We start from the raw sequence: 13,816 nt of genomic DNA, 5'->3' as shown, positions 1-13,816 counted from the left end.
TCGATACCATCACTCTGTTCTAACCCGTTGTAGCTAGCACACATGACACCGCTAAAACCTACAGAAATTGACCCGCGTGTGTGTTGCCCGATCGTTGCTGGTGACTACATGAGGGCCACCGGCTTCTTTTTTGAAGCAGACAACACCTATCTCGTAACTGCTCGCCACAATGTACTCCCGACAAGTGGGTCACAACTGGAAACTGGTGATTTTAAAATGGATTTTGAGATGCCCACCACACACAGTAAGATTGATATTTACTTACAATCTGACGACACATTCGATGTTGAAACTCTCCACCTCTCAGACTCCCCGTATGTCGCTATAGATCCACATATCGATATTATCGCTATCCAACTACCGTTCAACCCGGCAAATTATGGAAACATCGTCTTTAGACCCGATGATATTGACGGTACCCATTCAAAATCACAAACGTTCGATACTATCGGATTTCCCGGCGACTCGTTCCCTACGGCCAACGAATACGACACTGACACCTACGCCGAACAGATAAGTAGGCCATACACACTCTCGACAAATGGTCCAATCTCCACGGAAAAATTACAGATTAGAAGCATTGAAAACGTCGCTGTCACCCATGTCAGCGGTGAAACTAGCGTTGATGCTGATTACAAAGGATTGAGCGGAAGCCCAGTACTTGGTCAGGGACTCGCAGGAATACACACACTAAACCTCCCCGCGAAAGCCAGGGACCCAGAAACGGGAGAGGAGATCGATAGTATGCTTACATCATACTGGCGTGCCAATACTCTCCTCCATCTGCTTGAATAGTACTGATACGGAAGTTGAGGCACCGAATAAATAGAAGCTTCAAACGGCACTCTATATAAGGACATATTTCGGGGGACTTTCCCCGAGTATCCTGATTGCCAGCCAGCGTTCCGGAATACTGGGTCACGTGACCCGATTGCGTAGGCGGAGCGGTCGGAGTTTGTGACCGCTGGTGGCTACACGTCTTGATCCCGCCTTTGAGTAGCAGAATACGCTGGTAGGTCGAGATTATGAACTGACCACGAGAATAGTCCTCAATTTTACAAGGTGTTCGAAACGTCGCACAAAATGTAGGCGGCCACAGTATGCGAGAGCCCACTATTCCAAGATCAATAGTATTTCAAAAGACGGATACACACTACTGAGATATGTATGACCTCACTGGGTTTCAGCGAGATCTGCTGTATGTAGTTGCTGGCCTCGATGATCCACACGGGCTCGCTATCAAAGACGAACTTGAGGATTATTATGAAAAAGAGATTCACCACGGCAGACTGTATCCGAATCTCGACACGCTTGTCGAGAAAGGACTTATTGAAAAAAGCCAGCGCGATCGGCGAACCAATGAGTACACGACCACTCGTCGAGGGACCAGAGAGATTGAGGCACGGGTTGAGTGGGAAGGTCAGTACGTCGACCACGACAGCTGATTGGCCCTATCGTAATCGAGATTAGAGGGCTCCGTGGCGCTGTCGAAACCGTTCTTCAGACGCAATATCGTATGAAACAGTTGGCCGCTGAAGAGTGCGTATCGGTCACGCGTCCCGTCCACGAACAAGAAAATTACCGCATCAGAGGTTCTATTGAAATCCTCAGAAGATGATATATTCTGGCTTGGTTCGTTCAATACAGGGAACTCACAGACCAATGAAGAACGCCGGCCTCTCCACACTATATCAGAAACTGCGTACAAGATACAGAGTAGATTTAGAACGCCACAGGCACTAAAGGTTTCAACACAGTCGGTAGAACCGTTCACAAGGGCTTACTTTCGTGGCATTAGAACACAACAGATACATGAATGATAAATACAGAGCTGAGGAACTCCTCGAACGGGTGGAGAGCGGCGAGCGCTCGCGCGAACTAGTCGAGGAGCTCAATAACCTTCGAGATACGGAAAATGACGATGCCCGTGATCTGATTGCCATTGGTTTGTATACGATACTCGCTGAGGAACCCCATCTCTTTGTTCGGAATCCTGACGATCTTTTTGACGATCTTCACTCGGTCGATGAGGTAACTCCTCCCGGTGCACGTATTACCTTCTCTTGGGTAGCAGAAAACCCACCAGACAAGCTAACGGAATATATTGATCCGGAACTACTTGAACTCCTCAATCATCGAGACGACCTGATTCGAGGTTCAGCATGCCGCATTCTCGCTCATTTTGCGGGAACTGACATTAATACAGTTGAAGGCACAGCCGTCGGTCTTAGGCACCTCCTCAAGGACGAGAATACAGTAGTACAAGGGCATGCTTGCCTCGCACTTGGTCACTTAGAGGATGAAACTGCTCTCCGACAGATCAAGCAACTCCAATTAAGTGATTCACAATACACTCGTGCTGTTGCCGAGTGGGCGACGGAAAAAATCCAAACCGGCGGGAGAGGGGAGTCGATCCGATGGAAACATAAAGACCTGTTTGAGTGTGAGCCTGTCGAGTTTGAACGAGTAGTTGCGGCCCTTTGGTCTGAGATGGGGTACTCGACTAAGGTGACTCAACGTGTGAAAGATGGTGGTTATGACGTTGATGCAAGGAACGGAGACGAGCGAATTCTGATCCAAGCAAAACGCCATCAGAACCGGGTTGGAGTCAAAACGGTCAGGGAAACTGCGGGCCTGCTGGAGATCGAGGAGGATGCTGATCGGGTCGTAGTCGTTACGAGTTCTAGCTTCACCAACACCGTTGAGAAAACCGATCGGATTGAGCTTCTCGATGGAAAGCAACTATGTGATCTTTTAACTGCTCATAACATCCCGCGAGACGAATACTCGTGAAACGCTTGCGCTCTGTATTCAACACGACTCTTTGAAGATATCCGTTGATTGGCAGGNGCTCATAACATCCCGCGAGACGAATACTCGTGAAACGCTTGCGCTCTGTATTCAACACGACTCTTTGAAGATATCCGTTGATTGGCAGGTATCCGAGCGGTCAATACGCAACTCTCATCGATCGGCTGTTTCAGGCGAGAATTCATCAGAAGAATAGGGCTTCAACGGCTCTATTGAAATCCTTATGAAGTGATATATTCTGACCGGGGTGTGGTCAGTACAGGAGACTCACTAATCGCTCAGTACAGAGTGTATGCCGAATGAGACCACCGACAAGTCGTGTATGGCAAATCAGACGATGAATCTCTACAAATCTCGAAAATCCTCGCCATCCAATTCAACGGCCAATTTATATGTTGACCTCACACAACGTTTCGCGTCCGCTAGGAAGTCGTCGTAATTTTCTATACTAAGGCTTTCATTATGCTGATGAACGTAATTGTTCCTCTTGTTGATTACACGCTGTAGCTCTCCGTGAACGCCCTCATTAATAATCCCGGTGTACAACAACATCTTGACACTCCTCGAAGCCGATAGATCTTCCTCAAAAAATTTCTTTACTTGATTACTATCCTGGTGCTCTGTATCGACGATTTCCTGAATCAACAAATCTGCTGAGTAGGCCTCAATAACTCCAACAGTGAGAGCATATAAGGAAAGAATGTCTTGACGAAGATCTCGGGGAATTGTCGTCTCATCAACGACTGTCTCTAGCTGATCTGGTGGTTTGTTCGCTCGAAGCTCATCGACATACTCTTCGATGTTATCATATAGATCTTTGATTTCACCCACAGGATCATGAGTGCTCAAAACAGTACCATTTCCGTCCGCAGCAGTGAACTCCATTGATGTAAACGATGGCGGGAGCGGGGCTTCATTCCCATTCATAAGTAATAATTGAGAAGGAACTGTAATAATAGCCCAACATACGAGTGCTTTTAGAGGTGTCTTCACTCACTAAGCAGGCTTCAGCGAACGGCTGTTTCAGACAATGATGTGTCTGAAGAATAGGATTTCAACAGAGCCGTTTCAACAAAGCCGCTTCAGACTACTCGTAGTAACTGACGCGCTCGATAACTTCCGCGAAGGCGACATTTTCGCGTACATCGGTAATCTCGATAGTAACACGCTCGGTCTGTTTGGTGTCAGGAACAATAACGACGAACCCGCGCTCAACACGCGTGATACCGTCGCCTTGGTCGCCGATATCTTCGATTTCGACGGTGCGTTGTTCGCCCGCCTCGACAGGGGGCGTCTGTGGCGCTTGCTCTGGTTCTGGGGTAGCGTCAGTGTTGTTTGCCTCGTTGGTCGCGGGTGCCGGTAGAACAGCCAGACGGTACGTCTCGTCCGCCTGTAGCTCGCCAAGGCGGAGCTCTTGCTCCGGTACCTCAACCACATATGATCCATCGCGCTCTTCGACCTTCCCCGAGAACAGACACCGAAGCTCCTCTGAAATCTTCATTTGAATACCTACACTGTAGACGTGACGAAGAGCACTTTACTCTGCTGTGTATCTCTAGCAGACGGCATTGTTTTGTCGCGCCCCCAGCAAGACTACATATGTACCTCCGTGATGCGGTCGGTTCTCGACAGATACTGATACTCTCTGTCGGGGTCGCTATGATAGCTGTCGGACTCATTGGTCTCATCTGGGTCTGATGTTTCAGTAGCGAGAACGTCGAATCAATAGGGCTTCAGCAGCGCTGAACGGTTACAACTGCCGCGTTGAATACCAGCCCATCCACTGACTCTCAAGGAAGGTATATACGACGAAGCGCCAACATAGCGCACGTCTCAAATGCCGGTTCTCGATGACCTGTCCGGGTTCGAGTTCGAGGACGTGATGGAGGACGTGTTCCGGAACCTCGGGTACGAGAACGTCCGCCAAGCCGAGCGGACCGCCGATGAGGGGCGGGACATCCTCATGGAGGAGGTCGTCGACGGGACGCGCCACGGGGTCGTCGTCGAGTGTAAGCACACCGGGACGGTGGGGCGGCCGGTCGTACAGAAACTTCACTCGGCGATTGCGACGTTCGAGTTCAACGGGCCGAAGCGTGGGATGGTAGCGACAACTGGTCGGTTCACTGGCCCAGCGATCGAGTACGCCGAGCGACTCGAACGAAACGACGACCCGTATCCGATCGAACTGATCGACGGGGAAGACCTCCGTGAGATTGCTGACGATATCGGGTTGGATCTGTACAACGGCCGGATCGAAATCCTGTGCGACGAGACGCTCCGCCCGTACGATCCGGCGACGGCAGTGGCTGCCCCCGTCACGGCAGCGTTCCGCGATATCGACAACATCGGTTCCGCAGACCTTCCTGAGCCGCACTCGGAAGTCACGTTCCGCCCGGTCGTCGCCGTAACGGCAGACACGAACGCGGTCTTCGAGACGTCGGTCGGCGTTATTCATCGGATCAACGACCGATCCCGGTTCGTCGTCCACGCAGAGCGCGGCCAGGCACACGCCGCGTCGAGTGACGTGTCGAATCTCGTGGTGGAGAACCTCAACACGACGGTTTCGCTTGACACGGATGGGTTCGAGACCGAGTTCGATGCGATTGAGGAGCGACGGTTCGGGCAGACCCAGACCGAGTACAAGGAGTGGGCGGTCGAACGGCTCCGCGATCAGCACACGACGACCGTCTCCTACACGGGCGACAACAACGTCACGTACACCAAAACTTGCGAACCGAACCGCTCCGACGTGTCCGTCCAATCGATCGAACCGGTGTATCTACCACAGGTCCGGCAGACAACCGACCTCGGTGAATACTCGTATCCGTACGAATATTTCGCAGCCGGGCCCTCACGTGTCACCAGTGAAGACGGCATCCACCGGTGCGTTCACTGTGNCACCGCCGGGACGGACGCCACCTACACATTTTGTGCGAACTGTGGGAGTATCAACTGCGACTCGCATATCAAATCCGAGCGGTTGGAAGGAACACCAGTCTGTACCGGCTGTGCGGTGACCGACCGGTTCGCGCTCAAAACGAAGTACTTCTACGACGAGACGAATCGGGACGCGTTCCAAGACCAATACGACGCGATGCCGTTCTACGAGAAAGCTATGGAGAATACACTGCTCACCGGCGGCGTAGTCGTGCTTGCCGCACTCGTGCTGCTTGGATTTCTCGCCACCGTTGGTGGGATTTGACTCCGCTTCCGGGTGTTGGGTTGGTAGCGGTGTTCGGTGTTATCGAGTGCTATGGGGCGTGCGTGGTGAGGCCTCCGAATGAGTCCGGTGTACTGTGCGACACGCTGAAGATATTCCTCTGTGAACACAAGCGTATGCCGAAGGTCAGCGTCGAGATTCCCCAGGAACTGCTTGATGACCTCGACGAGCACGTTGGTGACGAGGGAAAGTTCGTCAACCGAAGCGATGCGGTTCGGGCATCGATCCGAAAAACACTCGATATGCTCGATGAGATCGATAGACGACACGGGCGGGTTGAGACGGACGACGACGGTGAATCTCATTAGCTATACCTACAAGAGCATCTCAGCGTGCGCCTAGGCGTCCCATGAGCGACGCTCCTCTAAGAAGTACAGATACGTCGGAGGCAGGGAGAGGGCATGCTACCAGTTGCTAGTTCCTGGTCGACGATGGCCAGTCGGGTGTAATGCCGACCAGTTCGGCACTTATTCGCCAGAGTCGTCGTCGAACCGCTTGGTTCGTTGCCTCGGGGTCGGGGTCTTCGGGACCATCGCTGCCAACGTATTGGCCACTTACAGAACCATACCGAGGGTCCACGAGAAGCATTTGGAGGCGTTCGGCGGCCGCCTGTTTTGAGGTGGCGACACCCGGAACCAGCCCGGCGATCCGTACCAGCAGTCGCGTTCGGAGCGACGCCTCGCGGAACAGGTCTGTCGACGGAACGAATCCCGGATGAACGCAGTTGACCGTGACTGCGGCGTCATCCGGAAGCCGGGCATCAAGCTCGACCGTGAACGCGATGTTCGCCAGCTTCGAGCGCGCGTACGCGTCAAGTGAGTCGTACCCGTCCGTCAGTTGGAGGTCGTCAAGATCGAGTGTCGCGCGCCGATGGATGTCCGAAGCGGTAACGACAATACGCGGATCGGGTGCGTCACGGAGATGGTCGAGCAATTCGTACGTCAGGAGGTAGGGGGCCAAGTGGTTCACCGCGAGCGTGAGTTCGATTCCGTCCGGACTCTTACGACGTGACCCGGCCGAGAGTCCGGCGTTGTGAGCGAGGACGTCGATCCGGTCGTACTCGCGTTTCACGGTTGCTGCGAGGGCTCGGACAGTGGATTGGGACGCGAGGTCAGCCTGATGGAACGCGATTGTTCCGGCAAAGTCTTTGGACCGTTCTACAAGGGTGGCTCCCTTCGACTCGTCACGGCCGACGACTGCGACAGTCGCACCTCTCTTTGCGAGGTCAACTACTGCCACCCGTCCGAATCCGCTCGTTCCGCCGGTGAGAAGGATCGTGCGGTCGGAGGGATCATCGGTCATGACTCGTGTCGACGTCGCCGGTCCAAGAGTGCGAGGAGCACGTACACAGCGCCGATCACGCGGACACCGCCGGTGAGGTGTTCGTTCCACTTCACTGACTCAGGGTCTTCGTACACGAGCGGCCCCGCGATTTGCTCGTACAGTCGCGGGAGGAAAAGCAAGACGGCACCAAAGATTCCGGAGATATTCATTAGCCACGCGTAGAGGCGACCGCCACGGAGCGCGGCGAGCGCGATAACGACTCCTTCCACCCGAATCAAGGGACTAAACCACGAATGGACGGTGTTTTCTTCAGGATTCTCGACCGCAATCGCTTCGAATACGTCCACGATCCGATCCGGAACGAGCGTCGTGAGAACGCCGAGCGCACCGAGAAACTGCCGTAGCATACGTGGTGTTTCAATCTGACGTAGCTTAAGCGTCGGTGCCAGCAGAATCGACTCCGCACGTCGGCGCGGGTGCTCGATTGACCATCTCTCTCGTTTCTGGTGTTGCCGTTACCACACAAGCCGTAATCCATCTCTGTGCGCACTCTTTCTCCCACGCCTTGATGTACAGTTCAGAGGAGCGTTCTCACGTCACCTACCGTCACTCCCCCTCGACGACTTCTACCGCCACTTCATTTCGTCGCATGAATGGTGGTGTCCACGGGTCATTATACCGGAGGAGATAGGGATCACCCTCCGGTTCGATATCTTCATCTGCAAGCGTAGCAAGCAGCTTCTCCATCCGTCGTTCGACCCGCCATTCCGGGGCATACCAAGAAAACTGATCCACAGCGACCGTCTTCTGTGGTTCAGTGACGAGTGTGACATCTGGGTCCGTCGGTTCCGGTGCCGTTTCAGTCGTATACTCGGATGGCAGATAGAACGCCATCCGAATCGTCTCAGCGTCGGCCCCGATCGCCGCTGATCGAACAGGAGCCGTCATCGCAATTGAGTCCCCAGATTGGGTTTCGACAGGGGCCGTCATCGAGATTGATTCATCCCCGTGGTTGGCTCCCGAGATGTACTCGAAGAGGCGTTGAAACGCAATCCGTTGCGTCGGCGCTGCCGTTTCAACAAGAACTGTCTGCGGATAGTGCCGAATGTCAGCGCCGTTAATGGTTCGTAGCTGCTCGTACGGGACTGACTCTGCCTTCTTAGTCGAGTAGAGTCCCCCCCCAACCCAGCCGGCAAGTACCACACCACCACCAACGAGTATCGTTTTCGTAATTGATCTCACACAGCACTATTGTCGTCTATCGTGATTAACGAACTGCCCAACAAGGTTGAGCTCTTTCGCTGTCCGACAAATATACCGCTCTATGAGTGGTGACGGAGGGTTGCTGTGATCTCTCCGGGGTTCTGTGTGGGCTCAGCCCACTCATCAGTATCTGTGGATTCGATGTAGAGTTGGAGCATATGAGACCCTTCGAGAAGAAAGACTGACGCTCTCGTGTCTGGGTCCGACAGATGTTCGAACGCCACCAAGAACCAGTCTTGCGTTCCGTCTTGTGCTATTTCGACGTCTGTCTCACTGACGTCCCATCCCGTCGGAATATCGAGCTCGGAAAGAAGAGTATCACGCGTCTGCGCAGCCGCATCAGCGTCGGGATCCGTGAGACTCGAGAGACGCTTCCGAAGTGCTGTCATACGATACGGCCGAGTAGGCTATTGTGGCGTGTATAGCTTGTGCATCAGGTCGAGTATCTGAGAAGTTGAGTCGTAGGACTTCACCGCCTCGCTGGTGGCGTGGTCGGCAGGAAGGTGGACCCCGTTCTGAACACACCAGAGGGTAATCTATCAATGATGTAGGCTTTCCGTGTGGGACTTCTTGTCCTTGTATGACGATAGCTACTGGCGATTCTGTGACCCTTGAGTACACGGGCCGGCTCGACGACGAAACAGTGTTCGACCCCTCCCGAAAGTCTGTCGCCGAGGAAACGGGCCTCGCCGAGGCTCAGCCCGAGCGAGAGTATACGCCGTTGACGGTCGAAATCGGCGATGAACAGGTTATTGAGGGGATGGAAGAGGGACTAATCGGCCTCGAGGCTGGGGAGACAGAAACGCTGACAATCCCACCGGAGAAGGCGTACGGTGAGCCCACCGACGAGAATATTCAGGAGTTCGAAACCGAGGAACTCCGAGAGATGCTCGGCGGCCAGACGCCTGAAGAGGGTTCGTATCTCGAGGCCCAGAACGGGAGCCAAGGCGAAGTTATCCACGTCGACGAGGAGGTCGTCCGAGTGGACTTCAACCCCCGCCTCGCCGGCGAAACGCTGACCTTCGATGTCGAAATCGTCGACGTCAACTGAGATCGAACGGTGGCGGTGTCAGCGGTCGGTGATTTCTGTAGGGAGGAAAACTTGCTTCATCCTGTTACTTACCGGTGTGGCCCCCAATTGAACGTATAGCTTGAGTATGGAAAACGGTGACTCTCTCCAATCAGTGCCTGATTCCCCTCACAGGAGTCAATTCATTCAGTGTGCTGCTTGCGAATCTGCTCTTCAATCACCGGGAAGAGAAAGCGTCTCGTTCCTGCTGCTCGACCAATTAACGATTCCGCTCGTCGGGTGTGACAACCATCTCGACGAGTTCTGTTCTCTCTGTGGGCTTGCGACCGAAGGTCGCGCCGAACTTCTCAATCATCGCCCGGCTGGCGGAGTGAATTGTCCGAGTTGTCGTCACGCACCGCATAAGCCACAACAACCAGTCATCCCAGTTGGAAACGGTGGCCTGGCAGTACTCGCATGCTCAACCCACCAGTCCGACATCTTCTCTCGGTTCCGCACCGGCCTACAGGTACGACAGCATCTTACTACCTCACTTGATGGAGCCTCTACTGACCCGTGACGAACCAGAGACAGACACACAGAGATAAATTCCCGGATAATCTTGAAGACCTACTGTCGGAAGAACGATGAGCGATAGTCAGCAGGGTCTGTTGGTCGTCGGCGATACGACGATCGATCTCTACCCGGTGAACGGGACATCGATCACGCCCGGAAGCCGGTTTGAGTGGCACATCGGCGGAACAGCGACGAACGTCGCACGATGGGCGGCTTCACTCGGTAGAGAGACCAGCCTCGTGACGAATATCGGGACCGACGTCATGGGTGAGCTGGCCGCCCAGTATCTCACGGCCGGCCCAGTTGACACGACATACATGACACGGGTTGACGCGACATCACCGCTCACGCTGTATGTCCCAACCGAAGACGACGAACAGTGGAACGCTTGGGTGACCGGGAGTTGCTACGGCTTCACCCTGCCCGTCGATCCGGCGACGCTCGTGGCTCCCTACGAATGGGTCCATTTGGAAGGTGTCACGTTGCCGACTGAGGTGAACCAGGCTGCGGTTCGACAGCTCGCCGAGGCGGCCACAGAAAACGGCACTAACGTCTCGTTCGATCTGAACGGACGCACAAACCAGTGGGCCACTCCTGACGCCTACCGGCAGGCCCTCGGGGACGTGCTACAATACTGTGACCTGATCTTCGCCGGGACGGATGACCTCGCGGTGGCAGGCATCGATCGCACACCAGCGGGAGTCCTCGAGCTGCTTCCGTCGAATCACTCCGCGATGGTGTTCATCACAGATGGGTCGGAAGAGACGACCGCGTTGACCGTGGATGACGGCGAGATCACTGAGCAGGTGACCGCGACTCCGCCACCGACTACGGTCGCTACCACAGCCGGAGCTGGTGACGCGTTTGCTGGTGCAGTCCTCGCCGCACGGGACGACGGCATCTCGGATATCGAAGAGTTGGTGACGATCGGGAATACGGCTGGCGCGGCCGCAGTGGCAACAATCGGCCCGTTTGATGCTGATGACTCTGGTCCGGCAGATCATTTGCTTTAATTAGAGATTCGAATCGACACAGTCGTTCTTCAGAGAAATTGATCCGTCTGCTCTGAGCGTTCGAACCGATCCTCCGCTGTCCCCGGAGCGCATCCGGCTTCTTGGAGATTGGTGAGGACCTGGTTGATATTTGCAAGCGTGGTAGACAGGTTCTCGGTCGTACGACCGCTATTGAGGAATCCATCGCTATCGGTATTTTCAACGAGGAGATTGGCGTGAGCGACGTCGTTTCGGAGGTCTGTTATCTCGTGAAGTTGAGAGTCGGCTTGCGCCGTCGTTGAGAACCCACAGGCTTGCCAACAGGCTTCGACGTTCGAGATGATGGTGTTTAGCGTAGAGAACTGTGCGTAGTGGATCTCCTCCAACTCAACGTTAGCAGCTTGTGCGTCTGTGTATCGGTCCTCGATGTCGTCGAGCTCATCAACAGTGACTGGCGTCTGTTTCCAATTGGGTGCGTGCTCAAGAATGAGTTCGCGGAGGTGCTCTTCGAGATAGGTGATGCGGTCGAACAGGTAGATGCGTACTGGGGCCGTGTTGAGGTCGGCACGGGTGAGGACCCCAGTAATGCGGCTGTGGCCGCCGAGAAAGTAAACCGGTTCCTCAATAAGCGCAGCAAGGACGTCCTCAAACGCGGTGTCTCCGCTCATCATGTAGTCAATTGTGAGCGGGGTGAGATGCTCCTCGAGTGTATCGCCGTCATCGTCAGCAGTGACATCGTCTTCGTGGATGAACCCGACCGCGTCGCCCTGTCGTTCGATCGGAGCGGCGTCGTACCCGTTCGTTTCGAGCCACTCGGCAGCAGTACTTGGTGGAGTGTCGTATGAGAGATGCTCGACAGAGCCTGTTGCGAGTTCAGCCGCTGTACAATCGTAGAGATCTCGGGACACAGGTTCTGCTGTAGCGGGCGGGCTATTCAAACTGGGGAGCATGGCCCGTAGTGGGACAGATCACCACCTCATTCACCACAACGTTAATGTCCATAGAACATATATTTGTAAGTAGTTATGCTCAAAGGGCATTTCAAGTCAGCAGGGGCGAGTATCGAAGTCGGTGCTGCTGACTACCTCTTTCCCGTAGAGGAATTGGATGCGACTGTCCACCAGTATCGGGATGCCCAACTCGCGCTCGACGATGTCGATGGAGAACGCGTGATTCTTGTCGCACCGACGAACCTGGCATCAAGTTACCACCTTACCCAGCACGCGCTCACGGCGATTCCCATCGAGAGCCTGTCCTCTGCGATTCAGACGCGGCTCGCCGACACGATCGATGCCTCGTTTGAGACGTTTGAGCTCATCCAAATCGGCAAGTGGAACAGTAACAGTTCGAACCACTCACTGGCCGAGTTCACCGACGCCTGAACGTCGATCTGTCCGCGTATCGGGGCGACCCAATCCACCCACAACATAACGACTATGACTGACACACTCGCCGAGGAGTATCCGGAGGCCGCCCCGTACATTCAGAAAGCAGTCGATGAGCACGGTGAGGAATGGGTGTTAGAGAACTACTACAAAGAGATCTATCCACTCAAGCAGGTGATGTCGGTACCTGAAAAGGAGGAACTCCCGTTCTACGACGAAGCCGAACACGAGACGATGACGGAAGCGGAACGGACAGAGATGTACCAAGCATGGGGTGAGTATCGGGAGAACCTGCGGACTGGGACAAAACCAGGTGAGTGACTGCCCGAGCTACTCGCCAGCGACAGTGGGCATTCGAATCCATTCCTAATTCTTCTTAATAGAGTCGCTCTCCACTATTGACACAGTACATGGAAGAATGTAGATACTGTCATGAGAACCAAGTGGTCCCAGTCCTCGACAAGAAGATGGAACAGCAGCCCCGTGCCGGAAACAAATATCGCCGGTCCTGTCTTTCCTGTGGGCGCTGGCTTCCAATGTGCTCTGCGGAATATTATCGGGCCCATCACAACCCCCATGTGCTCCCAATTGGGGAGAATGAGATTGTTCCGCTCTCTGATGTAGGCGTCACTGAGAGAGATCAGATATCAGGTCTTGTCGGTCGAGACACTGAGGGAGATGATGTTCCCCGGCACTCTAGTGATGGACACGGCGTGGTTCGAGACCGTGAGACACGAGACGAGATTTTGATTGAGTGTGTTCTTGATATGATTGTGGAGGGTTTTCTCGACAAAGAGACAGCCACTCAGTATCTGTCTCAGCGGTTCAGCGAGTCGAATTCGTGATCGTAAGCCCGACCGTAGTGTTGAGTGCTTGTAGCTCCTCGACTCGGTTTTGAATAATTGGATAGATAACTCGATGTGGCTTCGGGCCATGCTTTCGCCTCAATACCACGGGAAATCCAACGCGACAAACCCATCTCGTTGGTTCTATCAATATCTATAGATGTGTCGGTGAAGATGTGGATACGCCCAAGGCATAGTCGTCTTGGGCTTTAGGGTAACGTGTGAGAGCCAAGGGCCGGATTTGAACCGGCGTTGGGCGGCTCTGCAGGCCGCTGCGTCTGACCGAACTCTGCCACCTTGGCGCCAGCCGAACGTACCGCTGTCGAGCGTTTAAGTTTAGCGGTCGGATGCGAGCGCGGCGGCTCGTTGGATATGAAAAAAAGCCCACGGACGCGATGTCCGTGGGCTAAACTGGGAGTAGTCTCCCGATG

Annotated in this window: 16 protein-coding genes and 1 tRNA gene; 9 read left to right on the top strand and 8 right to left on the bottom strand. The window is 54.3% G+C overall.

The window, feature by feature from the left end; genetic code table 11:
- Window positions 1-42: 42 nt before the first annotated feature.
- From C463_RS18705 to C463_RS17945, 3 genes are all read left to right on the top strand, one after another.
- Window positions 43-795 carry a hypothetical protein gene (locus tag C463_RS18705; RefSeq protein ID WP_152422404.1) on the top strand — a complete coding sequence of 251 codons (753 nt, stop codon included), beginning with the start codon at window positions 43-45 and terminating at the stop codon, window positions 793-795.
- 368 nt (window positions 796-1,163) lie between these two features.
- Window positions 1,164-1,445 (top strand): helix-turn-helix transcriptional regulator, encoded by a 282-nt coding sequence (locus C463_RS17950; RefSeq protein ID WP_008444082.1) that lies wholly within the window; start codon window positions 1,164-1,166, stop codon window positions 1,443-1,445.
- A gap of 367 nt (window positions 1,446-1,812) precedes the next feature.
- Entirely contained in the window at window positions 1,813-2,793 is a 981-nt protein-coding gene (locus C463_RS17945) for a restriction endonuclease (protein WP_080510837.1), read from the top strand.
- A gap of 363 nt (window positions 2,794-3,156) precedes the next feature.
- Here C463_RS17945 and C463_RS18700 read toward each other — a convergent pair whose 3' ends face one another.
- Window positions 3,157-3,738: a hypothetical protein gene (locus tag C463_RS18700; protein WP_152422403.1), complete on the bottom strand. Its 582-nt coding sequence runs from the start codon at window positions 3,736-3,738 to the stop codon at window positions 3,157-3,159.
- A gap of 160 nt (window positions 3,739-3,898) precedes the next feature.
- Window positions 3,899-4,312: a TRAM domain-containing protein gene (locus C463_RS11915; protein WP_008444080.1), complete on the bottom strand. Its 414-nt coding sequence runs from the start codon at window positions 4,310-4,312 to the stop codon at window positions 3,899-3,901.
- Between the two features lie 336 nt (window positions 4,313-4,648).
- Here C463_RS11915 and C463_RS11910 point away from each other — a divergent pair, with 336 nt between their 5' ends.
- Together C463_RS11910 and C463_RS11905 are read left to right on the top strand one after the other, a co-directional pair.
- The gene (locus C463_RS11910; RefSeq protein ID WP_008444079.1) at window positions 4,649-6,013 is read left to right on the top strand and encodes a restriction endonuclease; all 1,365 of its coding nucleotides are present in this window, start codon (window positions 4,649-4,651) and stop codon (window positions 6,011-6,013) included.
- A gap of 134 nt (window positions 6,014-6,147) precedes the next feature.
- Window positions 6,148-6,339 (top strand): ribbon-helix-helix domain-containing protein, encoded by a 192-nt coding sequence (locus C463_RS11905; RefSeq protein ID WP_049905903.1) that lies wholly within the window; start codon window positions 6,148-6,150, stop codon window positions 6,337-6,339.
- Between the two features lie 106 nt (window positions 6,340-6,445).
- Here the strand turns inward: C463_RS11905 and C463_RS11900 are convergent, their stop codons facing one another.
- The 4 genes from C463_RS11900 to C463_RS11885 form a co-directional block, all read right to left on the bottom strand.
- Entirely contained in the window at window positions 6,446-7,333 is an 888-nt protein-coding gene (locus tag C463_RS11900; RefSeq protein ID WP_008444077.1) for an SDR family NAD(P)-dependent oxidoreductase, read from the bottom strand.
- On the bottom strand, window positions 7,330-7,722 hold the full coding sequence (locus C463_RS11895; protein ID WP_008444076.1) for a hypothetical protein: 393 nt from the start codon (window positions 7,720-7,722) through the stop codon (window positions 7,330-7,332). Before C463_RS11895 ends, C463_RS11900 begins: the two co-directional genes overlap by 4 nt.
- 199 nt (window positions 7,723-7,921) lie before the next feature.
- Entirely contained in the window at window positions 7,922-8,557 is a 636-nt protein-coding gene (locus C463_RS11890) for an SOUL family heme-binding protein (RefSeq protein WP_239638906.1), read from the bottom strand.
- Window positions 8,558-8,637: 80 nt separating this feature from the next.
- Complete coding sequence (locus C463_RS11885; protein ID WP_008444070.1) at window positions 8,638-8,967, bottom strand: hypothetical protein; 330 nt, start codon at window positions 8,965-8,967, stop codon at window positions 8,638-8,640.
- A gap of 191 nt (window positions 8,968-9,158) precedes the next feature.
- Here C463_RS11885 and C463_RS11880 point away from each other — a divergent pair, with 191 nt between their 5' ends.
- Window positions 9,159-9,629, top strand: coding sequence for an FKBP-type peptidyl-prolyl cis-trans isomerase (locus C463_RS11880; RefSeq protein ID WP_080510836.1), 471 nt, complete (start codon window positions 9,159-9,161; stop codon window positions 9,627-9,629).
- A 605-nt stretch (window positions 9,630-10,234) separates the two neighbouring features.
- Complete coding sequence (locus tag C463_RS11875) at window positions 10,235-11,176, top strand: carbohydrate kinase family protein (protein ID WP_008444059.1); 942 nt, start codon at window positions 10,235-10,237, stop codon at window positions 11,174-11,176.
- Window positions 11,177-11,205: 29 nt separating this feature from the next.
- Here C463_RS11875 and C463_RS11870 read toward each other — a convergent pair whose 3' ends face one another.
- Window positions 11,206-12,063, bottom strand: a complete 858-nt coding sequence (locus C463_RS11870) for a transcriptional regulator (RefSeq protein WP_008444058.1) — start codon at window positions 12,061-12,063, stop codon at window positions 11,206-11,208.
- 117 nt (window positions 12,064-12,180) lie between these two features.
- Between C463_RS11870 and C463_RS11865 the strand changes: the two genes are divergently transcribed.
- The gene (locus C463_RS11865) at window positions 12,181-12,537 is read left to right on the top strand and encodes a hypothetical protein (protein ID WP_008444055.1); all 357 of its coding nucleotides are present in this window, start codon (window positions 12,181-12,183) and stop codon (window positions 12,535-12,537) included.
- Between the two features lie 54 nt (window positions 12,538-12,591).
- Window positions 12,592-12,861, top strand: coding sequence for a hypothetical protein (locus C463_RS11860; RefSeq protein ID WP_008444049.1), 270 nt, complete (start codon window positions 12,592-12,594; stop codon window positions 12,859-12,861).
- Between the two features lie 750 nt (window positions 12,862-13,611).
- Here the strand turns inward: C463_RS11860 and C463_RS11855 are convergent.
- Window positions 13,612-13,687, bottom strand: a tRNA-Cys gene (locus C463_RS11855).
- Between the last annotated feature and the right edge of the window lie 129 nt (window positions 13,688-13,816).

This window comes from Halorubrum californiense DSM 19288 (genome assembly GCF_000336875.1).
Lineage (GTDB): Archaea > Halobacteriota > Halobacteria > Halobacteriales > Haloferacaceae > Halorubrum > Halorubrum californiense.
The sequence above is the reverse complement of the archived record's forward strand: the minus strand, read 5'-3'. Positions and strand labels throughout refer to the sequence as shown.